Source organism: Bradyrhizobium sp. CCBAU 11434 (genome assembly GCF_028128895.1).
GTDB lineage: Bacteria > Pseudomonadota > Alphaproteobacteria > Rhizobiales > Xanthobacteraceae > Bradyrhizobium > Bradyrhizobium zhengyangense.
Map to the genome: position 1 here is coordinate 170,333 of NZ_LBJX01000101.1, position 26,633 is coordinate 196,965.

Below are 26,633 nucleotides of genomic sequence, written 5' to 3' on the forward strand. Positions count from 1 at the left end.
GCGATCCAGTACTCCGAGGCGGTTGTGATGGAGCCGAAGGGCCGCGGCGTACTGGATCCCCCGCTTTCGCGGGGGATGACAGCGGTGGGTGGGGCGGCCTCTCCCCCAAACTCCAAAACAACCCCATGCACAGTAGCCAGGCCCCTGGGCCGCCTCGCCAATTCCCGCAATTTGCGGATTTTACGAATTTTCCTTTGACTTGTCGGGCAAAACACCGGCATGATGGCAGCATCGAGAGGCGCGTGGGGTGGTCGGCCGAAATCCCCGTGAGGGGGAGGACCGCATGGCCACCGTGTTGATCGTCGCGCCGGTGTTTGCGCTGATCGCGGCCGGCTATGCGTCGGTGCTGTTTCGCTTCGTCTCCGAGGGCGCGCACAAGGGCATCTCCGAATTCGCCTTCAGCATCGCGATCCCCGCGCTGCTGTTCCGCACCATCGTCGTGTCGGAATTCCCCGAGGTCAGCCCTTACAGGATGTGGGGCGCCTATTACGGCGCGCTCGCCATCACCTGGATCGCGGCGCTTCTGATCTCCGCGCTGATCCGCGAGCGGCGCGAGGACCGCGAGGACGGCGTCGTGTTCGCGATCGGCTCGGTCTACGGCAACATCGTGATGTTAGGAATTCCGCTGGTGCTCTCCGCGCTCGGCAACGAGGCCGCGGGCCCGATGTCGCTGATCCTGTCGGTGAACACGCCGCTGCTCTGGCTGTGCGGCATCCTGCAGATGGAGCTGGTCAGCCGCAAGCGCACGGGCTCCGTGCTCTCGGTGATCTGGCCGATCCTTGCGGATCTTGCAAAAAATCCGCTGATGCTGGGGATCGGCTTCGGCGTGATCTGGCGCTTCACCGGCCTCGGCCTCAACCCCGTCGTCGACAAGACGATCGAGCTGCTCGCGCAGGCGGGATCGCCGGCCGCCCTGATCGCGCTCGGCATCACCCTGTTCCGCTTCGAGGTGAAGGGCGAGATGGGAAGCGTCGCCGCGATCAGCGCACTCAAACTGCTGGCGATGCCGGCGGTGGCGTTCGCACTGGCCAAGCTCTTGAACCTGCCGCCAATCGTAACGGGCGTCGTCGTGCTGTTCGCGGCGATGCCGACAGGCGCGAATGCGTACATCTTCGCGGTTCAGTATCAGCGGATGGTGAACCCGGTCTCGGGCGCGGTGGCGCTGTGCACGCTGCTGGCGGCGGTGACGCTGCCGGTGGTGGTGATGGTGGTGGCGGGGGTGAGGTTAGGTGGCTGACGACTACCGAAACCGCTATTCAGCACTTGTTATTCAACCCTTGGGCCCACGCGCCAGGCCATCTCCCAGAAGTCTGCCTCGAGCCGGGTGGCTTCCTTGAAGATCGCAATCAGCTCGGCCTCGCGGGCCGGCGTGGCGTAGAGATCGGCAAGATGCTCCATATGCGCCCGCGCTTTGGCAGCGACCTCCTGGTACGGCGCGCCGGCGTATTCGGCGATCCAGACGCGATAGGCGTTCGTCGAAGCCGCCGCATCGGGGCGCGAGGCGAGCCGCGTTGCGATTTCCGCGTAGCCGATCACGCAAGGAGCAAGCGCCACCTTGAGCGCCAGCAGATCGCCGCGCATGCCCGCATCTAACACGTAGCGTGTATAGGCCAGCATCTCGGCCGCCGGCGGGGCCTGTTCAAGGTCATCAGGGGATAGACCCCAGCCGGCGCAGAGCTTCACATGCAGGTCCATCTCGACATCGAGGATGGCCGACAGGCCGGCCGCGGCTTCACGCATGTCGGCAAGTCTGGGCGACTTGTAGACCGCGAGCGCGTAGGCGCGGGCAAACTCGATGAGGAACAGATAATCCTGAACGAGGTAGTGACGGAACGCCGCTTCGGGGAGCGAGCCGTCTGCCAACCCGTTCGTGAAGGGATGCTCGGTGTAGGCCCGCCACTCAGCGGATGCTTCCGTCTTGAGACGCTCGAAGAAACTCACGATCTTTCCCGCCTGGCTGGCCATCAACGTCTTTGGCTCGCTACCGATATCGCATTGCTACCCGAGGAGCTACGGCGCCGCGCACGAAACTGGCATTGAGACGCGTCGCAGATTGGGCACTCCCCGCGTCGAGCGTTTGGTGCACTGTCACCGGAGTCCCTGCAGGGCAGCAGGACCTGCGCGCGCCACGCGATAGCCATTTTGGTCTGGCTCATTTCGGCCGGAAGACCGCATCTGTGGTGGCTCGCGTGATCACCCCGGGCAGATATTCCGTTTGGTTCAAGACGCCGGTCGGCGAAGGTGCTGGCGTGGTCGAGTTCGGCCCTGACGGGACACTCGCCGGCGGCGACTCCACCTTTGCCTACGCAGGACACTGGACGCAGCATGGCGAGCACTTCAAAGCCAGCCTTTCCGCCCGACGCGTGGCGCCGGGGCCGCCCGGCGTGTTTGGCTTGGATGAGATCGACATCGTGGTGTCGGGGCGATCGGTGGATGGCTCGTCGACGGTGTGCACCGGATTTGCAAGACAATCGCCCGGGCTGAAGCTCGAAGTGGAGTTGGTGCGGATTGTTGGCGATCGCGGCGAAGGTGCGTAGATCGGACTCGGCCAGCGTTTGCGCGTGCTCGGGAGGATCGGGAGTTTAGGGTTCTCGATCCGGCAATCGCGCTTGAACTGGGACTGATCTGCCGTCGACGAATTGGCTGCATACGCGCGTTGCTGATGACACAACGCCCGCTATCTTGCGCTCGGTCGATGACTGAACCGAAGGAGACCGATTTTGCGCCTGCCATGGCCGCTTCTGTTCGGATATGCCGTCGTCAACAATTGGTTCGTGACCATACCGCTGGCGCTCGCGTTGGCATTTTCGGCCTGGTATGGCTCGCCCTGGATCGGCGGACTGCGCTTTGTATTGATCGCCTGCGCCGCCTTTCTGGCATTGCCGTTTCCCGCGGCCGGCGCCCTCTATCTTTACCAGAGCTACGACGCAACCAAATACTGGCGCACTCTCGAGACCGGCGAGACCATCGCTGATTTGCCTTTACCGGCTGGCAGCAAGATCCAGTTCGCCGACAAGGCGCATTCCATCGTCGTCTTGATCGAGCTGCCGCAGGTGACCGAGATTCTCGGCATGCGGCTCACGGGAACGCTCAAGCCGTGGAAGAGACAGGGCAATGACGTCACGCATTGGGGAGGCGATCTCCACGGCTATCAGATCATCGACGGATTGCCATGCAAGGGTGGACCCTACGCGAACGACCGCTTCGGCGGCGTTCTGTTCGATAAGGCCGGTACACTCCACCGCTTCACGCTCGGTGCGCCGCACGAGCTGCTCGGGCTGAAGCTGCCAGACCAGACGACGATCCGGCGCGGCAACGACATGGAGCCCTGGAGCTTTCTTCTCTCGGCGAGCGAAGCCTACATCCCGATGCTGGACACGATGGCCCCAGTCGGAGTCACGCTGGAGGTTGCGGGTGACGGCCGGCTGGTGCGCATCCGCTCGGGACACGGCCAGACGATCGTCCTTCGCGGTGTGCCCTTGAACAGCAAGAGCTTCGAGGTAGTGGGCGGCACCGTCGTCTCACAGCTCGCCGAACCATTCGCCGTCGGTGGAGACATGCGACCGGCCGGCACGCCGGTGCGGATCGGTTTGGATACGGGAGAGATGTCGGTCGTAAGCGAGTGATGAGATCGGCCGGTGTTCGGGGGTGCATGGCTGATAACCGCGATAGTGCACTAAACTTTAGGTGACCGGCACCGCACATACCGTGACCGGCACGACAGGGAATTGAGTGCACTGTCACCGTAATCGGCGGCTGCTTCAATGCGCTTCGCCAGGTTAATTGGGAGTCGCACCGTTATTTGTTTCTCCGCACTGCCGCCCTCTGGGAACATACCGTCGAAATATTTCTCGAGGAGGCTTGGTGCATGCTCCGCAACGAGCTCGCCTGCCTCTTCGTCACTCACAGGGTCGAAGAACAGGACTCCTCACCATCGTGATTGATGACGACTTTGAAAAACGCGCCAGCCCGTAGGATGGGTTGAGCTCCTGCGAAACCCATCTAACCTCTTTCGTCGCAACGTCATGACTTCCTTCCGGGTGGATGCTTCTTCATCGTCAATCTGGCGGAACGTAAGCTGCCATTGCTGACGCATCATGCCGCACTTACGGAGAGCGGTAGCTAAGAAGAGATGGGTTTCGCAAGGGCTCAACCCATCCTACGGGCTGCTTTCCGCATTCCGGAGCGTTAAAGATTTCCAAGCCGTTGAACAATTCTACGGCGGCAAACGCATTCCCGAAGACGAATTTTTCTTAAACACTTTGACCCGAGAGTTCAGTATTCCGCGTGACCGCGTGGATACATTCGCCAAGATTTTCCTAGACAATTTGAGGTTTCTGCGCGCGTTCAATCCTTCGAATGCCACGGATCCGCAACCGCTCCCGGACGAGGCAATACCGGGGATTACACCGGCTGACAAAATTCCTTCGTCGGCGCCTCCCCGCGAACCACGCATTCGCGAATTTCTCGATACCTGTTTTGTGATGATGCCGTTTGGATCTTGGTTCGATCGCTACTACCAAGAGATCTACACGCCTGCCATCAAAGAAGCAGGATTTGAGCCCGTCCGGGCGGACGAGCTATTTACGACCGGCAGCGTAGTTGAGCAGATTTGGGAACAGATCCAAAAAGCAAAAGTACTGTTGGCCGATCTTTCAGGAAAGAACGCCAACGTGTTCTACGAACTCGGCCTCGCTCATGCCGCAAAGAAACCCGTTGTGTTTACATCAGGCCTAGTCGACGACGTTCCCTTCGACCTAAGGCATCTCAGAGTTATTATTTATGACATCCGTGAGCCTGAGTGGGCTCCCCGCCTTCGCAAGAGCATTTCGGACTATCTCCGCAATGCAATGAAAGAGCCGGAGAAATCGATACCGCATCCGTTCCGCTTCTTGGAAGAGACGGGGCAAGCTCCAACACGCTTGGGGAGACGCTCTTAGTCCCCTTCAAGTTCTTCCGCTAACTTTCCCTGACGACCATTCATTCAGTAGTCACTCAGCCGATAGGATGGGTTGAGCGCGTAGGATGGGTTGAGCCCTTGCGAAACCCATCTAACCTGTTTCGTCGTAACGTCAGATCTTGAAAGCGTGCTGTCGTAACTTCGTTCCGGGTGGATGCTCCCAGGGTAAATCTGGCGGGGCGGAAGCTGCCGTCGCTGAGGCATCATATCGCGCTTACGAAGAACGGCGGCTAAGAAGAGATGGGTTTCGCAAGGGCTCAACCCATCCTACGAGCTTCCTAAAATTGCAAAGACCGCCCGCTCGTGGGCCCGAAACTCGTCAGGGCCCGTCAAATTCAGGCGGTATGGGCCAGAGTTTGTTCCCGTTCTGGGAATATTGATTTGATCCCATTTTGGGAACATGCTATGGCGATGAACGTAATAGCCAGGAAGGCGCTAAGGGACTTTTGGGAGCGACATCCAGACGCCGAGAAGCCTCTCAGCACCTGGTATCAAATCGTTTCCAGGGGGACTTGGGGCTCGCCCGCGGATTTGAAGAGGGCGTTCGGTGCGAATGTGGATTTTGTCGGAGACAACAGAGCTATCTTCGACATTGGTGGAAATAAGTACCGCCTCATCGCCCACTTTGCGTACCTGCACAAAACTGCGCTCATCAAGTTCGTCGGTACGCACGACGACTACGACAAGATAGATGCGGAGACGGTGTGATGATGGATGTTCGGCCTCTCCATAACGAAGATGACTACAACTGGGCGATTGGCGAGGTGACTCGTTATTTCGAGGCTCAGCCAGCAATCGGCACGCCTGAGAGCGACAGGTTCGAGGTGCTCGCAACTCTCGTCCGACAGTACGAGGACGCGCACTTCGAAATTCCGCATGTCGATCCAGTGGAGGTCCTGGAGTTCGCGATTCAATCCATGGGAAAAACCCAGGCTGGCCTCAGCGAACTCATCGGACGGAATCGCGCGTCCGAGATCCTGAATCGCGTGCGCCCGTTGACGCTCGATATGATCCGCACAATCAGCGCTGAATGGCATATACCCATTGAGCTACTCGCCTCCCCGTATGAATTGGCCAAGGCTCAGGCGTAGTCCCTTCTGCCCGGCCAGCAGGGGTTTGTGCGCGCGCCCGCGACTATCGACGTAGGTTTCAGCTCGATCGCTTCGTAGATACAGCGCTGGTACAGTTGGGTGGGCTCGAACCACCGACCTCCTGTTCCACAGACAGGCGCTCTAACCAACTGAGCTACAACTGCATCCTTGCGAGCCGCGCCTTGGGGCTGCCTGAAAGGCCTGCTGCCTAAGGGGGCTGGACGGGGCGGAAACTAGGTGCAACGGGGGTTTTTGGCAAGGCCGCAGAAGCCGTTATTTGGCGCTCTTTGGCGCGATAAATCCGCAGGATTCCGGTCCCGCAGTCGTGGTTCACCTCTCCCCGGAGGGGAGAGGTCGGATTGCTTGGCGCGCAATTGCGCGCCGGAGCGATCCGGGTGAGGGGCCGCGGCACCCAATGAGAGCAGAACCCCTCACCCGGATTGCATCTTCGATGCAATCCGACCTCTCCCTGCGGGAGAGGTGAAGAAAAACCCGGGCCGTTGGGCCCGGGTTTCCTAACTTGCTCGATCCGCCGTTGAGATCAGGCGGCGGGGTAGAACTTCGAGGCGGAGGCCTTGATCGGCTCGGCGGTCGCGCTGGCGGAACGCTGGGCGATCTCGAACAGCTCCTTGGCCTGAGCCTGCAAGGTCTCGAGCTGGGTCTTGGCGTGGCCGGTCCAGAGCTGGAACGCATCGGTCGGCGACTTCATGCCGAGCAGCTCCTGGGTGAAATCCATATGGGCCGTGGTGTTGGCCTTGGCGAATTCCATCAGCTTGGCGGTGTACTCGTTCGCACCCTTTTGGACGGAGGCGAACACGGCTTCGATGGTGCCGTTGTGGGTCTCAGCCGCGTCCTTGAACTTGGCGTAGTTTTCGCGGGCCTGCGAAACGCCCTTTTCGGCGAATGCGCGCACCTGCTCGGGAACCTCGAACGGGATGATCGAGGCAGAAAACGGATCAGTCGCACCTGTCATGTTGGTCCCTCACGCTAAAGAAAAAATGGAGTGAGCCTTCTGGCGCGCCCGCCGGGCCAACCGGGGCCGTTTCTTCTTTGAATGGCGGGTACGAAGACTGGATACGCAGAACTACAAGACGGCTCGTCCAGCGCCAGTACTGTGGCTCACTAACATGTCAACATTGTGCGGCGCAATGTGATCCGGAGGTGCGCTGCGAAAATTTAATCCTAGGGGTGAAGTTCCCGAGGTTGGGGAACCGTGGGTTGAGGTACGCAAGTCATTCCGGGGCGCGCGACCTATGGTGCGCAATTGCGCATCTGAGAATCCATTCCTCTGCCGCCCTCGCTGCCGGATGGATTCCGGGCTCGCGCTACGCGCGCCCCGGAATGACGGAGAAAAACGGCGGTCTCTCCGTTCCCTCCCCCCTTGTGGGGGAGGGTCAGGGAGGGGGGTGCCACACGGGGATTCTGTCGGTGGGGCACCCGCCGGCCGTCGCCAGCAACGGGCAGTCTTTGCTGGGCTACCCCTCTCCCTAGCCCTCCCCCACAAGGGGGGAGGGAACAGACCTTCGTTGGGGTGCGCAGAGTGCCTCACCCACTCAATGCCTCTTCGTCGCATCCATGGCGGTGCGGCTGACGAGCTGGCCGATTTCGCCGGCTTGCTCGGCCAAGGTCTTCATCTGGGCCTGGACGTAGTCGCCGTGCAGCCGCATCACCTCGGTGAGGTCCCTCGCGTGGGCCAGCGACTGGGCGTAGTTCAGCGAGGCCTGCACATTGGTCTCGGCGAAGGCGAGGGCGCGGGCGCCGATGTCCTTGGCGCCGGCGCGCATGGAGGCGCCGCGCTCTTCCATCGTACCGGCGGCGGCCTCCGCATTGGCGAGCAGTTTCTCGAAGGCGTCGCGGGCCTGCTTGAAGCTGGATTCCGCCATGTTCCGCATCTCCGGCGGAATCTCGAAATGCCCATTGGACTGATCGGTCATGCCTGCTGCTCCTGGTCCTGCTTGCTGGTTTGCCGGCCGTTTCGGCCAGTCCCCGCGCCCGGCGTGAAGCGTAACCCTGGACGGTATTGCCGGTATGACGCCGGCCCCTCCACGAATCCTGCGGATGCAACGATCGGGCGTCTTGCGGGTTCGGCCACATTAAGGTTATCGCGGCTTTAGGACGCCCCCGTTAAGGTCCGGGCGTGGACCTGCCCGCGCCCGCGGGCGATAGTAACCCTTTCTTAAGGCTGCCATTCCCGGCGGACCTGATGTGAAGCGTGGCGCGAGAGTCAAAGCCGGTCGGATGACGAATTCGGATTTCCAGTTGCGGGGCGTCGGCGATCCCAGGCTGTCCGTGCACGCGACGTCCCCCCTGCCGGCGTGGCTGTGGTCGCTCGATGGTTCGCGCGTGCTGTGGGCCAATGCGGTCGGCGCGAAATTTTTTGGCGCGATGAATGCGGTTGCGCTGGCGCAAAAAACCTTCGGCCCCGCCGACAGCCATCGCCGCCAGATCGTCCGGCTCGCACACCGGCTGCCGGGCGGCGGCAGCGTGAGGCTGGAGCGGATGCGCGGCTTCGGCGCCGGGCTCGGCACGCTGATGACCTGCGCCTGCGCGCGGCTCGATTTTTCCGATGGCTCTTCCGGCGTACTCGTCAGCGCGATGAACGGCGCTTCGCGCAGCATGCCGCTGGTCGAGCGGCTGCATCGTCTCGTCGACGGCGCGACGACGCCGATGGCGGCATTCGCACCTGACGGCATGTTCGCCGGCGCCAGCGAAGCGGCGCGCTCCCTGCTCGGCTTTCGCGATCTCGGCGAGGCCGGCCTCGACCAGGCGCGCAACGAGGCGCTGGCGAAGGGCCGCGCCGAGTTGCCAATCGGCATCGGCAAGATGGTGCTGCAGCGGGTCGGCGTTGGCGCCGATGTCGGGCTGGTTGCGCTGATCGAGCCGGCGGTGGCGCAAGCTGAGCCCGCGGCGGAGAGCGCACCGGTCGCGGCGCCTGAGATGGAGACCGAGCCAGCGGCTGAGCCTGCGCCGCCCGTCGCAACAGCGCCGGCGCACGAGCCCGATGCCGGGATCGCGATGTTCGATCCGTTTACTGAGCCGGACGAGACGCCGGCACCGCCGCTCGCCGCGACGCCCGAGCCGGAAGCACACGCGGCGACGGAGATCGTCTCGATCCAGGACGCCGTGAAGGACGCTGAGGCGCCCGCGCCCGAAACCATCGCGCAACCGATCGAAGCCGCGCCGGAAACTATCGTTGAAAACCCGCCCGCAGCCATCGTGCCGCCGCAACCGGCGCCGATCACGAGCGCCATGGTCGAGCCGCCCGGACACGCGGAGACGCGGTCTGCCCCTGCTGAGACACCGCGCCAGCATCCGCTGCGCTTCCTGTGGCAGATGGATGCGCAGGGCCGCTTTGTGCTGGGCTCGGACGAAATCATCCGCCTGATGGGCGCGCACACCGCGGCCGGCTTCGGCCGGCCCTGGCGCGAGATATCAGAGGAATTTGCGCTGGATCCTGACGGCCGCGTCGCGCAGGCGCTTGAAAGCCACGACACCTGGGCCGGCATCACCGTGAACTGGCCGGCCGATGGCGGCGAGCATCTGCCGGTCGAGCTGGCCGGCCTGCCGGTCTATGACCGCGCGCGCAACTTTGCCGGCTTCAAGGGTTTTGGCGTCTGCCGCGATCTCGACGGGCTGAACCGGCTCGATGCGCTCAGGCGATATGAATTGTTCAGCGAGCCGGTCGCTGCACAGGGCCTGTCGGCCGATGTGGTCGAGCCTGAGCCTGAGCCTGAACCGGAGGCCAAGGTGGAGACGGAGGCGCCGCCTCCGCCGGTCGAGCCGCCGCCTGAGCCTGAGCCGCCCGCCGCAATCGAATCCGAACCGCCCGCACTTTTCACCGAAGCGAATTCACACCCAACCGAGCCGGAAACGCCAGTGGAAACGCCTCCGAATGTCGTGCCATTCCGCGCACCGGGTGATCCCAGGTCAGCTAATGACCTCAGGTCATCAGCCGACCAGAGATCGCCGACGCTGACGCCGGTCGAGAACAGCGCGTTCAACGAGCTGGCGCGGCAATTGTCCGAGCGGCTCGAACGCGAGCGTGAGCAGATCGCCTCTGATAGCGCCGAGCCGCCGGCGGACGAGATCGCGCCTGACGCGGCGATGCCGCAAGAACCTGAGATATCGGAGCCGCTGATCTCGGAGCCGTTGATCTCGGAGCTCGAGGCGCCGCCGGCCGCGGCCGAATGGCTGAGCGAGCCCGCACCGCCCGCCTATGGCCACAGCTCGCGCGACCGCGCGCTGCTGGATCTCATTCCCTCAGGGATACTGATCTACCGGCTCGATCGCCTGCTCTACGCCAATGCCGCGTTCCTCAACCGCATGGGCTATGCCAGCCTTGGTGCGCTGGAAGATGCCGGCGGGCTCGATGCGCTCTATGTCGAGCCGGGCGTTTCCGCCGCGAGCAGCACATCGCAATCCGGCACGCCGGTGACGATCAGCGCTGCACTTCCCAATGGCGAGCAGCCACTGGCGACGACCGAAGCGCATCTGCACACGATCGACTGGGACGGCGCCAGCGCGCATGCGCTGATCTGCGCGCTGCCGCATGCTGTCGTCGCCGCGCCGGTCGTCGTGGCACCGGTGGCCGCGCCACCCGTTGCCACCGAGACCGACGTCGACGAGCCCGTGCTGTTCGCGCCCGAGCCTGATGTCGGCGATGCCGACGCGGAAGATCTCGCCGCGATCCTCGACACCACCGCCGAGGGCATCGTGATGTTCGATGCCGAAGGCAATATCCACGCCTGCAACCGCAGCGCCGAGGCGCTGTTCGGCTATGACGGCGAGGCGCTGATGCAGCTGAATTTGCTGACGCTGTTCGCGCCGGAGAGCCAGCAGATCGTGCTCGACTATCTCGAGAGCCTGAAGAGCCAGGATATCGCAAGCCTGCTCGATCACGGCCGCGAAGTGCTGGGCCGCGAGAAGAAGGGCGGCGTGCTGCCGCTGGCGATGATCATGGGCCGCACCCGGCCCGACGGCCCGAACTTCTTCGCCGTGTTCCGCGACCTGTCGCAGGCCAAGAAGGGCGAGAGCGAGCTGACGAAGGCGCGGCGCCTGGTCGACGGCGCAGCCAATGCCAAGGCCGACATGCTGGCGCGGATCAGCCACGAGATCCGCACGCCGCTCAACGCCATCATCGGCTTTGCCGAGGTGATGATCTCCGAACGATTTGGTTCGCTGGGCAACGAGCGCTACGGCGAATACATGAAGGACATCCGCGCCTCCGGCGAGCGGGTGATCACCATCATCGACGATCTCCTGGAGCTGTCGCGGATCGAGACCGGCAAGCTCGATCTCAGCTTTGCCAATCTCAACCTCAACGACATGGTCGAGGCCTGTGTCACCGTGATGCAGCCGCAGGCCAATCGCGAGCGCATCATCATCCGCACCTCGCTCGCGCATGCGCTGCCGCAGGTGGCGGCGGATGCGCGCGCGCTGCGGCAGGTGACGATGAACCTGATCTCGAACTCGATCCGGCTTGCCAGCGCCGGCGGCCAGGTGATCGTCTCCACCGCGCTCAACGATCGCGGCGAGGTGGCGCTTCGCATCAGGGATACCGGCCACGGCCTCAGCGACCAGGAAGTCGCCGCCGCGATGGAGCCGTTCCGCACGCCGCCGCCCGGCGATGCCGCGGACAATTCCGCGCTGAGCCTGTCGCTGACGAAAGCGCTCGTCGAAGCCAACCGCGCCCAGTTCAACATCAAGAGCGCCGGCCAGGGCACGCTGATCGAGGTGACCTTCGCGCCGGCGACGGCGCGGGCCTAAGCCGCGCGCACCGTATCGAGGAACTTGCCGACCTCGAATTTGAGGCGGTTGCTGTCGCTCGAGAGCGATTGCGCTGCGGAGAGGACTTGCGCGGAGGCCGAGCCGGTCTCGGTCGCGCCCTGCCGGACATTGCTGATATTGGCGCTGACCTGCGTGGTGCCTTCAGCCGCACTCTGCACGTTGCGCGAGATCTCGCCGGTTGCGGCGCCCTGCTGCTCGACCGCGGCCGCGATGGTGGAAGAGATCTCGGACAGCCGCTCGATGGTGCCGCCGATGGTCCTGATCGCACCGACGGACTCGTTGGTCGCGCCCTGGATGCTCGCGATCTGCTGACCGATCTCGCCTGTCGCCTTCGCGGTCTGCTCGGCGAGCGCCTTCACTTCCGAAGCGACCACCGCAAAGCCGCGCCCGGCCTCGCCTGCACGCGCGGCCTCGATGGTGGCGTTCAGCGCCAGGAGATTGGTCTGGCCTGCGATCGCATTGATGAGCTCGACGACATCGCCGATGCGGGCCGCCGCCTTCGACAATTCGCCGACGCGATCGTTGGTGTGGCCGGCCTGGCTGACCGCCTCGCCGGCAATGCGCGCGGAGGCCTGCACCTGGCGGCTGATCTCGTTGACGGAGGCGGTCAGCTCTTCTGCGGCTGAGGCCACCGACTGCACGTTGGTGGCGGCCTCTTCCGAGGCGGCCTCGACCAGCGCGGCGAGCTCGGTCGACCGGCCCGCGGTGGTCGTCAGCGATGTTGCCGATGCCTCGAGCTCGGTTGCGGCCGAGGACACCGTCTCGACGATCTCGCCGATCGCGCCCTCGAAATCGTCGGCCATCCTGATCATGTCGGCGCGGCGCCGCTCGGCGGCGAGCTTGTCCTGCCGCGCCTTCTCCTCCGCCTCCTCGCGCGCCTTCTGCTCGGCGTTGATCTTGAAGGTCTCGACGGCCTGCGCGATCTCGCCGATCTCGTCGGGACGGCCGAGGCCGGGCAGCACGACGGCGAAATTGCCGTTGGCGAGCTCGATCATCGCCGCCCGCATCGCCGACAGCGGCTTTGCGACCGAACGGCCGATGAAGGCACCGAGGCCGAGCACGCCCGCCGCGATCAGCGCGATGGCAATGGCGATCCAGAACTGGATGCCCTCGCGCTCGGCGTCGTTCTGCTTGTCGGCTTCGAGGCGGATGCTGTCGACCGATTTCGAGACCTGCTCGATGACGGGCTCGACGGTCGAGAACGCCTCCGACATCGCCTTCAACTCGCTCGCGAGCTTGAGCGCGGTCTCCATCCAGGCGGAAAAGTCGCGCTGATAGTCGGAGAGCTTCTGCCGCAGCTCGGCCTTCGCGGCTTCGGGAATCGCGCCGGCATCGATACCGGCGAGAAATTCGGATGCGCGCTTCTTCATCTCGCCGCCATATTTGGCGTCGCGACGCAGCATGAAATCCTTCTCATGCCGGCGCATCATCAGCATGATCACCTTGAGCGGGGCATCGTGCAACTGATCGACCTTGCTTTCGATCTCGTGGACGGAACCGCGCAGGCGGCCTTCGAGGCCTGAATTCTCGTCCAGCCCGAGGCGCTGCCGCTCCTCGACCACTGCGGCGAAGTGCGCCTGATAGGTCTTCAGCGATGCGTTCATCGCGTCGATCTTCTGCGCCAACTCGGGCTTGCCGAGCGCTGCGATCTTGCCGCGCAGCGTCTCGATGTCCAGCGCGACCTGCCGCGAGATCTCGACCTGGCGCTGCGCGCGGGCGGGGTCGCTGCGCAGCAGGAAATCCTTCTCGGCGCGGCGCGCCTCCAGCAGCTCGACCGCGATCCTGCTGTTCAGCTCGAAGACGGTGCGCGCTTTCTCGGCGGCGTCGCGCGAGATTCCCATCGCGCGCTCGCCGTAGAGATGAATGCCGCCGATCAGGACGACGCCGACGACGCCAATGACGCCGATCGCAATAATCTTGTGAGTGAGTCGCAGAGAGAAAAGCCGCATCGTGATCGCAAAGCCGGTTGGTGACAGATGCGGTTTATGAGGCGCTAATGCATAAAAACTTCCGTTAATTTGCGGGCACGTAGGACTACGTGTATTATGACAAAATGCACGCCGGAGTGCATAGACTCAAGGACATCCGCGCGTCGTCGGTTGGCCGAACCAGCGCGACGCGGCTTGGGCGGCGTCGTCATCACCGGGCGCGCCGTCGCTGGCCCAGGCGACAAAGCCATCGGGACGCACCAGCACCGCGCTCAGGCCCAGCCGATCCCGCGGCGCGCCCGCAAGATACGCAATCCGGTCGCTCCAGCCGCTCGCGAGCGCTTGAAGCGATTGGCGCATGTCGAAGTCCAGCAAGAGCCCTTTCGCCTCTCTGAGATTTTCTCCGACCGTCGTGCTGTCAGAGAGTTCGAAATCGGGAACACTGCGCCCGACGAGCGGATGGCGGCCGTCGAGATCGTAGCGGAGCGCAGCGCCGCGGATGCGTTCGGCGAAATAGGTCGCGCCATCGCCGGTTGCGATCAGATCGCGGATGACCGCCTGGAGCGCGCGGGTCGCAGGCGTCGGCCGCATGATCGCGACCTGCGCGCGCGACCAATCGAGGATTTGTGCGCCGACGGGATGTCGCTCCCGCGAATAGCTATCGAGGAGATTGCTCGGCGCGTGGCCGGAGATCGTCGCGGCCAGCTTCCAGCCGAGGTTCATGGCATCGCCGAGACCGAGATTGAGCCCCTGCCCGCCCAGCGGCGAATGGATGTGCGCGGCATCGCCCGCGAGCAGCACGCGTCTCTTGCGATAGGCCGTCACCTGGCGGGCGCGGTCGGTCCAGGTCGCGGCAAAGCGAAGGCTTGTAATGGTGACGTCCGTGCAGGAGACGCGGCGCAGCACGTCTTGCACATGCTCGCGCGTAACAGGCGCGCTCCGGTGGAACAGGCCGCCGTCGAAATCGACCATCGCGATCGTGCCTGATACCGCATAAGTGTACATGCCCGTCGACGTGTAATTGCGGCCTGGCTTGAGTTTCTCCGGATCGGCGAGCTCGACGTCGATGGAATAGCCGGTGAATTCAGGGTCGGTGCCGACGAAATCGAATCCGCAGGCCTTGCGCACTATGCTGCGGCCGCCATCGCAGCCGACCAGCCAACGTCCGCGAAACGTCGCGCCGGCCGCCTGCACGGTGACGTCGTCGTCCGAGGCGGCAATGGCGGCGACGCCAAATCCCCTGAGGATGTCGACGCCCAGGCTGCATGCGCGCACGGCCAATACGGTTTCGAGCGTTTCCATATCGACCGCGACGCCGGCTTCGGCCGGCGTCGGCAGGCGCCAGCGCCATCTCGTGGCATCGACATCGTCCTCGAAGAACTGGATGCCGGCGAAGTGACCGGCGGGCCGTCGCGTCTGCTGCATCCAGTGCGCGACACTCTTGATCGCGCCTGACTTTGCGCGCTGCGCGGCGACGATCTCGTCAAGCAAGCCGCGCCGGTGAAAGGCCTCGGTCGTCGTGATCGACAGGCCACGCAGGCCGAACGGGAGCTGCTTCAGCGCCGAATGCGGATCTTGCGCTTGCTCGAGGACGAGCACCGAGCGACCTGCGAGCCGCAATTCGCAGGCGAGAAACAGGCCGACAGGGCCGGCACCGGCAATGATGACGTCATAGATATCAGTGGATTGGGTTTGCATGAGACGCTCCTGGAGTCGATGTTCGACCGGAGCGTTCCCAGAGCTTCGAGGATCACACGGACGAACGATTGAGCGCCCAAATGGCGCCCGCTGTTCGTCGTGGGGATCTCGTGCACAAGGCCAAAGACCAGAGCTTTCGTCACCGAAAGGATTTGGGCTGACCAGACCAAATCTGCCTTTTCCGACGGGGCGTATATAGTTTCGTGAGGATGGATGCGCAACGAAAAAGGCACGGCGCTTGCGGCGCCGTGCCTTTCATATTCTTGCGCGTCGGATCAGCTGTAGATCTCGAACAGGCCGGCGCCGCCCTGGCCGCCGCCGATGCACATGGTGACGACGCCCCACTTGGCCTTGCGGCGGGCGCCTTCCTGCAGCAGATGACCGGTGAGACGGGCGCCGGTCATGCCGAAAGGATGGCCGATCGCGATCGAGCCGCCGTTGACGTTGTACTTCTCGGGATCGATACCGAGCTTGTCGCGCGAATAGAGGCACTGGCTGGCAAAGGCCTCGTTGAGCTCCCAGAGATCGATGTCGTCGATCTTCAGGCCGTGACGCTTCAACAGCTTCGGCACGGCGAAGATCGGGCCGATACCCATCTCGTCGGGCTCGCAGCCCGCGGCGGCCCATGCGACGAAGCGGCCGAGCGGCTTGAGACCGCGCTTCTCGGCATCCTTGGCTTCCATCAGCACCACGGCGGCGGCGCCGTCGGAGAGCTGGCTGGCATTGCCGGCGGTGACGTACTTGCCGGGGCCCTTCACCGGCTCGAGCTTGGCGAGACCCTCGAGCGTGGTCTCCGGGCGATTGCACTCGTCGCGGTCGACGACGTAGTCGACGATGCTCTCAGCCTTGGTGGCCTTGTCGACGACTTTCATCCTGGTCTTCATCGGGACGATTTCGTCCCTGAACTTGCCGGCCTGCTGCGCGGCCGCCATGCGGCGCTGCGATTCCAGCGAATATTCGTCCTGGTATTCGCGGCTGAGCTTGTAGCGCTCGGCAACGATGTCGGCGGTGTCGATCATCGCCATGAAAATGTCGGGCGCGGTCTTGAGCAATTCAGGATCGATCGATTCCTTCGGCGTGCCGCCGCCGGGGATCGAGATGCTCTCGACGCCGCCGGCGACGATGCAGTCGGCGCCGTCGGAGCGGATCGAGTTCGCGGCCATCGCGATGGTCTGCAGGCCCGAGGAGCAGAAGCGGTTCACCGAGACGCCGCCGGTGCTCTTCGGCAAGCCGGCGAGCAGCGCGGCCTGACGGCCGATGTTCGGCGCGCCATGGGCGCAATTGCCGAGATAGCAATCCTCGACGTAATCCTTGTCGACGCCGGCGCGGTCGACCGCGTGGTGGATGGCATGAGCCGCGAGCGACATCGGCGGCGTGATGTTGAACCCGCCGCGGCCGGATTTCGCGAGGCCCGTGCGCGCATAGGAAACGATGACGGCTTCACGCATTGTTTTCTCCCTTTCGAACGATTGTACGGAGCGTCGTGACCGCCATTGGTACACAAAGTTTGGGGATCGCGGGAGAAATAAAGCACCGCGTTGCATCAACAAAAACGCCGCCCCTCGCGAGAAGGGCGGCGTTGTTCCGCACGTCGGAATATATGATGATCGTCATTCCGTGGGGCGCGCGCGCAGCGGAGGCCTCAGAACCTCAGCGCCTTGACCTGCTTGACCTGCGGCAGCGCCTGCACCTTGGCGAGGACGTCCGCCGGCACCGCGCCATCGACCTCGACCAGCGCAATGGCGTCGCCGCCCTGCTCGACGCGGCCGAGATGGAAGGTCGCGATGTTGAGCTTGGCGTCGCCCAGGAGGCCGGCGAAGCTGCCGATGAAGCCCGGCTTGTCCTCGTTGGTGACGTAGATCATCGACTTGCCGAACTCGGCGTCGACGCGGATGCCCTTGATGTCGACCAGGCGCGGCTTGCCGTCATGATAGACGGTGCCGGAGACCGAGCGTTCCTGGCGTTCGGTCGCGACCGTCACGGTGATCAGGCTCTCATAGTCGCTCTGGGCGGCGCGGACGATCTCGTCCACGACCATGCCGCGCTCCTTGGCGACAACAGGCGCGGACACCACGTTGACCTCGCCCAGCATCGGGCGAAGCAGGCCCGACAGCACCGCGGAGGTGATCGCCTTGATCTTCATCTCGGCGACGTGGCCCTCATAGGTGATCTCCACCTTGAGGATGCCTGACTCGGTGAGCTGACCGGCGAACGAGCCGAGCTTTTCGGCAAGCGCAATGAACGGCTTCAGCTTCGGCGCTTCTTCCGCGGTGATCGAGGGGAAGTTCACCGCGTTCGAGATCGCACCGGTCAGCAGGTAATCCGACATCTGCTCGGCGACCTGCAGCGCGACGTTCTCCTGCGCTTCCGTGGTAGAGGCGCCGAGATGCGGCGTGCAGATCACGTTGGGATGGCCGAACAGTACGTTGGTGTTCGCAGGCTCCTCGACGAAGACGTCGAAGGCGGCACCGGCGATGTGCTTGGAATTGAGCGCATCGACCACGGCCTGCTCGTCGACAAGACCGCCGCGGGCACAGTTGATCAGGCGCACGCCCTTCTTCATCTTGGCGATCGCGGCCGCGTCGATGATGTTCTTGGTCTTCTCGGTCAGCGGCGTATGCAGCGTGATGAAGTCGGCGCGCTTCAAGAGGTCATCGAGCTCGACCTTCTCGACGCCGATGTCCTTGGCGCGCTCGGGCGACAGGAACGGATCGAACGCGACCACCTTCATGCGCAGGCCGAGGGCGCGGTCAGCAACGATCGAGCCGATATTGCCGCAGCCGACGACGCCAAGCACCTTGCCGGTGATCTCGACGCCCATGAAGCGGTTCTTCTCCCACTTGCCGGCCTGGGTCGAGGCGTCGGCCTGCGGGATTTCGCGGGCCAGCGCCAGCATGAGCGTAATCGCGTGCTCGGCGGTCGTGATCGAATTGCCGAACGGCGTGTTCATCACGATGATGCCCTTGGCCGTGGCGGCGGGAATCTCGACATTGTCGACGCCGATGCCGGCGCGGCCGATCACCTTGAGATTGGTCGCCTTCTCCAGGATCTTGGCGGTCGCCTTGGTCGCGGAGCGGATGGCAAGGCCGTCATAATTGCCGATGATCTCGGCGAGCTTGTCCTTGTCCTTGCCGAGATTGGGCTGGAAGTCGACCTCGACGCCGCGGTCTTTGAAGATCTGCACGGCGGCGGGCGAGAGCGCGTCGGAAATGAGAACTTTGGGCTTGGTCATGGGAATGATCCTCTACCTTCCCTGATGGAAGGGACGGCGTTCGACCGGAATAGGGTGATGTCTGGGAGCGAATTCTGCCTCTCCCCGCAAGAACGGGAAGAGGCGAAGAAAGAAAGCTTACGCTGCCTTGGCGAGTTGCGCCTTGGTCTCGGCGAAGGCCCAGTCGATCCACTGCGTCAGCAGCTCGACGTCCCTGGCCTCGACGGTGGCCCCGCACCAGATCCGCAGCCCCGCCGGCGCGTCGCGATAATACGCGAAGTCGTAGCCGGCACCTTCCTTCTCGACAAGGGCGACGAGCTTCTTGGAGAACTCGGCCTGTGCGTCGTCGGAGAGCGAGGTGATCGCGGGGTCGGTGAACTTCAGGCACACCGAGGTGTTGGAGCGGATCGCCGCGTCCTTGGCCAGGAAGTCGATCCAGGGCGTCTTAGCCTTCCAGTCGGCCAGCACCTTGGTGTTGGCATCGGCGCGCGCGATCAGCGCCTTGAGGCCGCCGATCGACTTGGCCCAGTTCAGCGCATCGAGATAATCCTCGACGCACAGCATCGACGGCGTGTTGATGGTCTCGCCGACGAAGATGCCTTCATTGATCTTGCCGCCCTTGGTCATGCGGAAGATCTTCGGCAGCGGCCAGGCCGGCTTGTAGGTCTCAAGCCGCTCCACCGCGCGGGGCGACAGGATCAGCATGCCATGCGCGGCTTCACCGCCGAGCGCCTTCTGCCAGGAGAAGGTGACGACATCGAGCTTGGCCCAGTCGAGCGGCTGCGCGAACGCCGCCGAGGTGGCGTCGCAAATGGTCAGGCCTTCGCGGGTCGCGCTGATCCAATCGGCGTTCGGCACGCGGACGCCTGAGGTGGTGCCATTCCAGGTGAAGACGACGTCGCTCTTGGGATCGACCTTGGAAAGGTCGGGAATCTCACCATAAGCAGCGTTGAGCTTGGTGACGTCCTTGAGCTTCAATTCCTTGACGATATCGCTGACCCAGCCCTCGCCGAAGGATTCCCAGGCGAGCGTGGTGACGGGCCGCGCCCCGAGCAGCGACCACAGCGCCATCTCGACCGCGCCGGTATCGGACGCCGGCACGATGCCGATGCGATAATCGGCCGGGACTTCAAGCACTTCGCGCGTCAGATCGATCGCGAGCTTGAGCTTGGTCTTGCCGACCTTCGCGCGATGCGAACGGCCGAGCGCTGCGTCTTTGAGATTTTGGGCGTTCCAGCCGGGGCGCTTGGCGCAGGGGCCGGAGGAGAAATGCGGCACGGTCGGCCGCGAAGCGGGCTTCGCTACAGTCATGATCTACCCTTCCAGATAGTAAGCCTCCCGTTGGGGGGAGGTGTCCCGCCGCGGCTGATACGGGAATCGGGAAGGTCAGTCAAGAAAGTTCAGGAGCCTCACGGGGGAGTGATGGTTCGTCCGGGGCAATATCTGGGGATACGACAGGCGCCAGCGCGTTCAGCAAGTCCGTGGCCTCGCTGATCAATTGCGCAGCGCGGCGGCGGCTGCCGACTTTCAAAATGCATTTGTCATTGGCCTGCACAACGTAATCGTTGCCGACCTTGATCATGGAATAGCTTGTCATTGAAATCCCCGAACCGACCGAGCCCGGTGTCCGACGCGGGCGTAGCACCGTTCGTTCCTCGATCCACGTGAACGACCAAGGGTTAGTTTATCAGCTGTTAAGATGAACGAACGCGCGATCGGATTTCGTTGATCGCACAATGGTCATTGCGAGCTGCATCAAAACCGCACAGTCATGCCGACATGACTGGCCGAAAATCCGAGCCGCTTGTAGAAGCGCTGCGCATCGACGCGGCTCGAATGCGTCAGCAATTCGACCAGAACACAGCCGCGTGCCTTGGCTTCGGCGACCGCCCATTGCACCAGCTTTTCGCCGATGCCGCGGCTGCGGCAATCAGAGGCGACGCGGACATCTTCGAGCAATCCGCGGATGCCACCTTGCGAGCTGATGCCAGGCAGAAGTGCGAGTTGCAGGCAGCCGACCACCCTGCCCTCGCTCTCGGCGACCACAAGCTGGAGATTGGGGTTGCGTTCGACCCGTTCGAACGCTTCGTAATAGATCTCGGGCAACGGATTCGCCAACCGCTCGCGGGCGCGGCCGAGATGGTCATCGGCGAGCATGGCGATCATCGCCGCGACGTCCTCGCGGCGTGCGGGGCGGATGGAAACTGACTTGTCATTCATCGACGAACGCTCCGGGCTCAGCGCGCAGACGGAAGGCCGAGAAACGCCTCGGCCTCGCCGACCCAGCGGCGGATGGCCGCATAACGGTCGAGATCGAAGCCGCCTTCATGCGCGACACGCGTATAGGCGAGCAGCGAGACGTCCGCGAGCGAAACCTCCTCACCGGCAAAGAAGCTGACAGCGGCAAGATGCGCCTCCATGCGGTCAAGCGCCACATAGCCGCGCTTGACCTTGTCAGGATCGAGCTCGGAGACTGACTTGCCGAGATAGACCATCTGGAAACGGCACACCGCGATATAGGGCTCGTGGCTGTACTGCTCCCAGAACAGCCATTCGTCCATCTTGGCGGCGGCAAAGGCGTCGCGCGGAATGAGTGCGCTATCGCGGGCGAGATAGCGGATGATGGCGTTGGACTGCGCGAGCGTGCGGCCGTCGTCGAAGGCGACAGTCGGCACCTGGCCGGCGCCGTTCATCGCCAAAAATTGCCGCGTGCGCGTCTCGCCCTTGCGCGTGTCGATCTCGATCCAGCGATAGGGCAATGCGAGACGATCGCACACCCATTTCACCTTCAGGCAATTGCCGGAATTGCTGTCGCCGTAAATCTGCATCGCCGCCGCCCCATCTGAGGCGACAGAGCATCAGGCCGCAATGAACCTGTCAACCGCGACGCAGCGAAGCCGTGTCAGAACTTGTAGCCGAGCCCGACGCGCGCATTGTTCAGCGTCACCGAGGTGTTCATGACCGGCGAGAATTTCACGTATTCGTATTCGACGCGGGCAAACAGACCGTCCCAGATGCAATACTCGACGCCGAGACCCGCGGTCCAGCCCACCGCGAAGGCGTTGGTCCGGTGCTGAATCTGCGATTGCGACTGCGCCGGAACCGGTTGCGGCGATCCGAATGTGGTGTTCGTTACCGTGACGTTGTTGACGACCACCGAGTTCGTCACGTCCTGACGCAAATCCACCGTGCTCGTCACCGAGCGGGACACGTCCATTCGGCCCACCGCGGCGCCCATGAAAGCATAGGGCATGAAATCGCCGCCGTCCCAGCCGACGCGGCCGCGCAGCGAGATCATGTCCTTGACTTTCGCCGTGGCGGTACCGGTCAATGTCACATCGTAATTGTCGGTGACGTTTGCGGCATGCTGATCGCCGGGCGGGTTGACGATCGTGAGCGAGTTGGAGCCCGTCGTGAGCGTCAAGAGATTGTTGAAGTAACTGTAGGTGCCCTCGAGACCCATGATGGCATCGTACCATTGCCAATTGCGGCCGACGAAGGCGCCAAAATTGGTGCTCTGCGTGTTGGTCTTGTTCATGAGCGACCAACTTGCAGTCGGCTGCTGCAGCACGCTGTCGCGGAAGATGAAGTTGGTCAGGCCGACCACGCTTTGGCTGAAATCGGTCGCGTCGGTCGTGTAGCCGCCGTTGACACCGAAATAGGCGCCGTCCCAATTGTGGGTCGTCTTGGACAGACCGTCGGTGAAGCCGCCGCGCAGGACGGGCAGATCCGGCATGTCGGCCGCGTGTGCGGCGGACACAGATCCGAACACCGCCGCCACCAACCAAAGCCTACGCATTGCAACGCTCCATCGAACTCGAACTTTTCAGCGTGATCATGGCTCGTTAACCTTAACCAATGGTTGCGTCTGACGTTTTCGCCGCCGCGCGCCATGAAAAAAATGCAAAGCAAAACGGCGCGGGATGATCCCGCGCCGTTAAGAGACGTTAAGCGATTGAGGCTTGCGATCAGCCCTTGGTGACGAGCGGCGGCGGCACGTAAGCCGGCGGGCTGCTGAGATCCCAACGCACGCCGAGCTTCACGTCGTGCGAGGTCAGATCCCTGAGCTTGATCGAGGTCGGGCCGGACGCGCTGTTGTCGAACAGGCGGAAGTTGCCGGGCGCCGCGTCGCCGAGGTTCATGTAGCTGTAGGCCAGTTCGACGGTGAAGCCGGGGTTGACCTTGTAGGCAAGACCGGCGTGAGCGGCCCAGGCGAGGTTCCATTTTCCGTTGTCGGCGAAGTAAGCGACGCTGGCGCTCGGGGTCGGGGTGAGCGCGGCGAGATACGCAATCCCGTCGTCACGGAAGCCGCTGATCTTGTTGTAGGAGCCGCCGACACCGGCACCGATGAACGGGGTGATGCACCACCAGGTGCCGAGATCGACATAGGCGTTGGCCATGACGACCCACTCGGACTTGCTGCCGCTGTAGTTGTCGGAACCGACGAAGCCGGGCCCAATGACCTGGTCTGCACCATGCAGATTGGCCTTGCCGCGGTACTGGCCGATCACGTCCGTGCGGAACCAGTTGTTGAAGCGATAGCCGACACCGACGTCGAACAGCGGGGACGAGTCGAAGCCGAGACCCTGCGTGGTCTTCGTAAACCCGGGCGCGACGTTGCCGTCGATGCTCTTGGCGCTCTGGTTGGTCATGCCGACGTCGCCGCGCAGATACCAGCCGCCGAAATCGGCGGGCGGGGCGGGCGGCGCGTACATGGGGGGCGGAGCCGCGATCGGCATATCGGCGGCAAACGCCATCGACGAGATCAGTGACGCCGCACCCGCGGCAAGGAGAGACTTAACGCTACGCATTGGCTTCGTCCTTATGGCCGGTGAGACAAAATGCAGATGCCTCACGTTCTGGAAACTCACAGGCGGACGATGGCAGCAAATGCTTAAGCGCCACTTAACCCTAATTTTTAAGGTTGATTTTTTCTGAGCGCACACGCGGATGCGGCGCAAGCGTTGCAAAAATGCGGCAGGTGCTCGCCGCAATTGCTAACGATGTATGAAGCCGCAGCGCAGCGAAAGAAGGTTTGTTAACGCCTGTGCTGCGGCAGTTTGGGCAGGAATACCGCAAGCAGCCCGATCGCCGGCAGATAGGCGCAGACCTGGTAGACGAAGGCGATGGAGGTGTGATCGGCGAGCTTGCCGAGCACGGCGGCGCCCAGGCCGCCAATGCCGAAGGCGACGCCGAAGAACACGCCCGAGATCATGCCGAAGCGGTGCGGCACCAGCTCCTGCGCGAACACGATAATCGACGACGTCGTCGAGGAGATGATCAGGCCGATGATCACAGACAGCACCGCGCTCGCGTAAAGCCCGGCATAGGGCAGCGCCAGCGTGAACGGCAGCGCGCCCAGGATCGAGATCCAGATCACGATCTTGCGGCCAAAGCGATCGCCTAAGGGACCGCCGAAGAACGCGCCGACCGCGTTGGCGGCGAGAAAGATGAAGAGATAGATCTGCGCTGTCTGCGTCGACACGCCGAAACGGTCGATCAGATAGAAGATGTAATAGCTCGACAGGCTCGAGACGTAGAGCTGCTTCGAGAACAGCAGCGCGACGAGCACGATGAGCGCAACGGCGACGCGGCGTGAGCTCGGCGCATCGGGATGAGCCTGAAGCGGCGCGGCCTTCTTGGTCGTGATCTGCGGCGCGTACCAGCGGCCGATGCGCCAGAGGATGACGATCGCAAGAAACGCGATCGAGGAGAACCAGGCGATGCTGCCCTGCCCGAACGGCACCACGATGAGGGCGGCGAGCACCGGCCCCATCGAGGTGCCGAAACTGCCGCCGAGTTGAAACACCGATTGCGCAAAGCCATAGCGCCCGCCGGAGGCGAGCCGCGCGATGCGCGCCGATTCCGGGTGAAACACCGCCGAGCCGAGACCGACCAGCGCGGCGGCGACGAGGATGACGAGATATTGGTGCGCGGCACTCAGCAGAAGCAGGCCAAAGAAGGTCGAGGCCATCCCGACCGAGAGCGAGTAAGGCTGCGCTTTCTTGTCGGTGTAGTGGCCGACCACCGGCTGCAGCAGCGAGGCCGTGAACTGGAACGCCAGCGTGATCATGCCGATCTGCGCGAAGTCGAGCGCGTAGGTGTCCTTCAGGATCGGATACACCGAGGCGATCAGCGACTGCATGGTGTCGTTGAGGAAGTGCGAGAAGCTGATGCCGGCGAGCACGATATAAGCCGGCCCCGCGGCTTTGGCGGCAGCGGGAGCGACGTCGCTGACGACGACGGGCTCGGTCAGCGTTTCCTCTGAGACGACGACAGGCTTGTTCAATTCAGCATCCCGGCAGGCGCGGCAGACTGCCGCGAATTGCTAGGTACGATGATGGCGGCGGACAGGCCACTGCCAATCGCAAATGGCTGGGATGCGCGGCCCCTCTCCACCGGTCCGGAATCGTAGGGTGAGATCACCCCACCCCAGTCGCGTTTGAAAGGCCGCTACGCCGCGGCCTGGCCCAGCGCCGAGACGATGGTGTCGACGACGTCCTCGACCAGGATGCGGTCCTCGCCTTCACCCATGACGCGGATCACGGGCTCGGTGCCGGAGGAGCGGATCAGCAAACGGCCATGGCCGTTGAGGCGCTTCTCGCCGTCGGAGATCGCCGACTTGACGTCGGAATCGTCGAGCGGCTTGCCGCCCTTGTGGCGGACGTTCTTGAGGATCTGCGGCAGCGGATCGAAGCGGTGGCAGACCTCGGAGACCGGGCGGCGCAGCTTCTGCACCACCGCGAGCACCTGCAGCGCGGCGACAAAGCCGTCGCCTGTGGTGGCGTAGTCGGACAGGATGATGTGGCCGGACTGCTCGCCGCCGAGATTGTAGCCGCCGCTCAGCATCTGCTCGAGCACGTAGCGGTCGCCGACCGGCGTGCGCACGAGATCGAGCCCGTGCCCTTTCAGGAAGCGCTCGAGGCCAAGATTGGACATCACGGTGGCGACGATCCCCGGACGCGAGAGGCGGCCGTCTTCCTTCCAGCTCTGCGCGATCACCGCCAGCAGCTGGTCGCCGTCGACGACATGGCCGCGCTCGTCGACCAGGATGACGCGATCGGCGTCGCCATCGAGCGCAATGCCGATGTCGGCGCGCATCTCGCGCACCTTCTTCGACAGCGCCTCCGGCGAGGTCGAGCCGCAATCCTTGTTGATGTTGAAACCGTCTGGCTCGACGCCGATCGGCACCACGTCGGCGCCCAATTCCCACAGCGCTTCCGGCACCACCTTGTAGGCGGCGCCGTTGGCGCAATCGATCACGACACGAAGGCCCTCGAGCGAGAGATCGCGCGGCAGCGTGCGCTTGGCGAATTCGATGTAGCGATCATGCACGCCGTCGATACGGCGGGCACGGCCGAGGCTCGCGCTCTGCGCCAGCCGCTTCTCGATCGGCTCGTCGAGCAGCTGTTCGATCTGCTTCTCGACGTCGTCGGAAAGTTTAAAACCCTGCGGGCCGAACAGCTTGATGCCGTTGTCCTCGAACAGATTGTGCGAGGCCGAGATCATGACGCCGAGATCGGCGCGCATCGACTTGGTCAGCATCGCCACCGCCGGCGTCGGCATCGGGCCGACCAGCAGCACGTCCATGCCGACCGAGGTGAAGCCCGCGACCATCGCGTATTCGATCATGTAGCCTGACAGCCGCGTGTCCTTGCCGATCACGACCCGGTGGCGGTGGTCACCGCGCTGAAACGCAAGGCCGGCGGCCTGGCCGACCTTGAGCGCGAGCTCCGGCGTGATCAGTCCGTTCGCGCGGCCCCGGATCCCGTCCGTCCCGAAATATTTGCGGCTCATCATCGTCCCCCACGCGCAACAACCAGGGATCCCCACGACAACCTCCGGGTGCCCGAACAGGCCCCGCATCCCTGATTTGCTGGGGGTCTTATAATGCCTGGACGGCTAAATTGGCTTCAAAAAATATGATGAATCATTACGGAACCGGGAACTCCTGTTCC

The 26,633-nt window shown here is 63.5% G+C and carries 22 protein-coding genes and 1 tRNA gene; 7 read left to right on the plus strand and 16 right to left on the minus strand.

The window, feature by feature from the left end; all coding sequences use genetic code 11:
* The first annotated feature begins 283 nt into the window (after nt 1-283).
* Nucleotides 284-1,237 (plus strand): AEC family transporter, encoded by a 954-nt coding sequence (locus tag XI06_RS35460; RefSeq protein ID WP_271607416.1) that lies wholly within the window; start codon nt 284-286, stop codon nt 1,235-1,237.
* Between the two features lie 29 nt (nt 1,238-1,266).
* Here the strand turns inward: XI06_RS35460 and tenA are convergent, their stop codons facing one another.
* The gene (gene tenA, locus XI06_RS35465; protein ID WP_271607417.1) at nt 1,267-1,941 is read right to left on the minus strand and encodes a thiaminase II; all 675 of its coding nucleotides are present in this window, start codon (nt 1,939-1,941) and stop codon (nt 1,267-1,269) included.
* A 248-nt stretch (nt 1,942-2,189) separates the two neighbouring features.
* On the opposite strand from tenA, the gene XI06_RS35470 reads away from it, so the two are divergent.
* The 5 genes from XI06_RS35470 (at nt 2,190) to XI06_RS35490 (ending at nt 6,051) form a co-directional block, all read left to right on the plus strand.
* Nucleotides 2,190-2,537, plus strand: coding sequence for a hypothetical protein (locus XI06_RS35470; protein WP_271607418.1), 348 nt, complete (start codon nt 2,190-2,192; stop codon nt 2,535-2,537).
* Between the two features lie 183 nt (nt 2,538-2,720).
* A complete protein-coding gene (locus tag XI06_RS35475; protein ID WP_271607419.1) occupies nt 2,721-3,626 on the plus strand; it encodes a hypothetical protein in 906 nt (301 codons plus the stop codon).
* Between the two features lie 471 nt (nt 3,627-4,097).
* Nucleotides 4,098-4,940, plus strand: a complete 843-nt coding sequence (locus XI06_RS35480; protein ID WP_271607420.1) for a hypothetical protein — start codon at nt 4,098-4,100, stop codon at nt 4,938-4,940.
* Nucleotides 4,941-5,371: 431 nt separating this feature from the next.
* Nucleotides 5,372-5,668 (plus strand): type II toxin-antitoxin system HigB family toxin, encoded by a 297-nt coding sequence (locus XI06_RS35485; protein ID WP_271607589.1) that lies wholly within the window; start codon nt 5,372-5,374, stop codon nt 5,666-5,668.
* Nucleotides 5,668-6,051 (plus strand): helix-turn-helix domain-containing protein, encoded by a 384-nt coding sequence (locus XI06_RS35490; protein WP_237864409.1) that lies wholly within the window; start codon nt 5,668-5,670, stop codon nt 6,049-6,051. Before XI06_RS35485 ends, XI06_RS35490 begins: the two co-directional genes overlap by 1 nt.
* An 87-nt stretch (nt 6,052-6,138) precedes the next feature.
* On the opposite strand, the gene XI06_RS35495 is transcribed toward XI06_RS35490, so the two are convergent.
* The 3 genes from XI06_RS35495 to XI06_RS35505 all read right to left on the minus strand — a co-directional run bounded on the left by XI06_RS35495 (nt 6,139) and on the right by XI06_RS35505 (nt 7,985).
* Nucleotides 6,139-6,215, minus strand: a tRNA-His gene (locus XI06_RS35495).
* A 377-nt stretch (nt 6,216-6,592) separates the two neighbouring features.
* Complete coding sequence (locus XI06_RS35500) at nt 6,593-7,024, minus strand: phasin (protein WP_128953856.1); 432 nt, start codon at nt 7,022-7,024, stop codon at nt 6,593-6,595.
* A gap of 580 nt (nt 7,025-7,604) precedes the next feature.
* Nucleotides 7,605-7,985: a phasin family protein gene (locus XI06_RS35505; RefSeq protein WP_271607421.1), complete on the minus strand. Its 381-nt coding sequence runs from the start codon at nt 7,983-7,985 to the stop codon at nt 7,605-7,607.
* Nucleotides 7,986-8,289: 304 nt separating this feature from the next.
* Between XI06_RS35505 and XI06_RS35510 the strand changes: the two genes are divergently transcribed.
* Entirely contained in the window at nt 8,290-11,817 is a 3,528-nt protein-coding gene (locus XI06_RS35510) for a PAS domain-containing sensor histidine kinase (RefSeq protein ID WP_271607422.1), read from the plus strand.
* On the opposite strand, the gene XI06_RS35515 is transcribed toward XI06_RS35510, so the two are convergent.
* The 12 genes from XI06_RS35515 to glmM all read right to left on the minus strand — a co-directional run bounded on the left by XI06_RS35515 (nt 11,814) and on the right by glmM (nt 26,472).
* Complete coding sequence (locus tag XI06_RS35515; RefSeq protein ID WP_271607423.1) at nt 11,814-13,787, minus strand: methyl-accepting chemotaxis protein; 1,974 nt, start codon at nt 13,785-13,787, stop codon at nt 11,814-11,816. The genes XI06_RS35510 and XI06_RS35515 overlap by 4 nt on opposite strands.
* A gap of 126 nt (nt 13,788-13,913) precedes the next feature.
* Nucleotides 13,914-15,464, minus strand: a complete 1,551-nt coding sequence (locus XI06_RS35520) for an FAD-dependent monooxygenase (protein ID WP_271607424.1) — start codon at nt 15,462-15,464, stop codon at nt 13,914-13,916.
* A 275-nt stretch (nt 15,465-15,739) separates the two neighbouring features.
* On the minus strand, nt 15,740-16,912 hold the full coding sequence (locus tag XI06_RS35525) for a thiolase family protein (RefSeq protein ID WP_237864415.1): 1,173 nt from the start codon (nt 16,910-16,912) through the stop codon (nt 15,740-15,742).
* Between the two features lie 194 nt (nt 16,913-17,106).
* Entirely contained in the window at nt 17,107-18,696 is a 1,590-nt protein-coding gene (gene serA / locus XI06_RS35530) for a phosphoglycerate dehydrogenase (RefSeq protein WP_237864416.1), read from the minus strand.
* Between the two features lie 117 nt (nt 18,697-18,813).
* On the minus strand, nt 18,814-19,986 hold the full coding sequence (locus XI06_RS35535; RefSeq protein ID WP_237864417.1) for a phosphoserine transaminase: 1,173 nt from the start codon (nt 19,984-19,986) through the stop codon (nt 18,814-18,816).
* A 79-nt stretch (nt 19,987-20,065) separates the two neighbouring features.
* Nucleotides 20,066-20,272 carry a hypothetical protein gene (locus XI06_RS35540; RefSeq protein ID WP_237864418.1) on the minus strand — a complete coding sequence of 69 codons (207 nt, stop codon included), beginning with the start codon at nt 20,270-20,272 and terminating at the stop codon, nt 20,066-20,068.
* 158 nt (nt 20,273-20,430) lie between these two features.
* Nucleotides 20,431-20,895 (minus strand): GNAT family N-acetyltransferase, encoded by a 465-nt coding sequence (locus XI06_RS35545; RefSeq protein WP_237864419.1) that lies wholly within the window; start codon nt 20,893-20,895, stop codon nt 20,431-20,433.
* Between the two features lie 17 nt (nt 20,896-20,912).
* Nucleotides 20,913-21,503, minus strand: coding sequence for a glutathione S-transferase family protein (locus XI06_RS35550; protein WP_271607425.1), 591 nt, complete (start codon nt 21,501-21,503; stop codon nt 20,913-20,915).
* Nucleotides 21,504-21,577: 74 nt separating this feature from the next.
* Entirely contained in the window at nt 21,578-22,474 is an 897-nt protein-coding gene (locus XI06_RS35555) for an outer membrane protein (RefSeq protein ID WP_271607426.1), read from the minus strand.
* Nucleotides 22,475-22,643: 169 nt separating this feature from the next.
* Nucleotides 22,644-23,486 carry an outer membrane protein gene (locus XI06_RS35560; protein WP_237864422.1) on the minus strand — a complete coding sequence of 281 codons (843 nt, stop codon included), beginning with the start codon at nt 23,484-23,486 and terminating at the stop codon, nt 22,644-22,646.
* Between the two features lie 227 nt (nt 23,487-23,713).
* Nucleotides 23,714-24,964, minus strand: a complete 1,251-nt coding sequence (locus XI06_RS35565) for an MFS transporter (protein WP_271607427.1) — start codon at nt 24,962-24,964, stop codon at nt 23,714-23,716.
* A 164-nt stretch (nt 24,965-25,128) separates the two neighbouring features.
* On the minus strand, nt 25,129-26,472 hold the full coding sequence (gene glmM / locus XI06_RS35570) for a phosphoglucosamine mutase (protein ID WP_237864424.1): 1,344 nt from the start codon (nt 26,470-26,472) through the stop codon (nt 25,129-25,131).
* Nucleotides 26,473-26,633 lie beyond the last annotated feature (161 nt).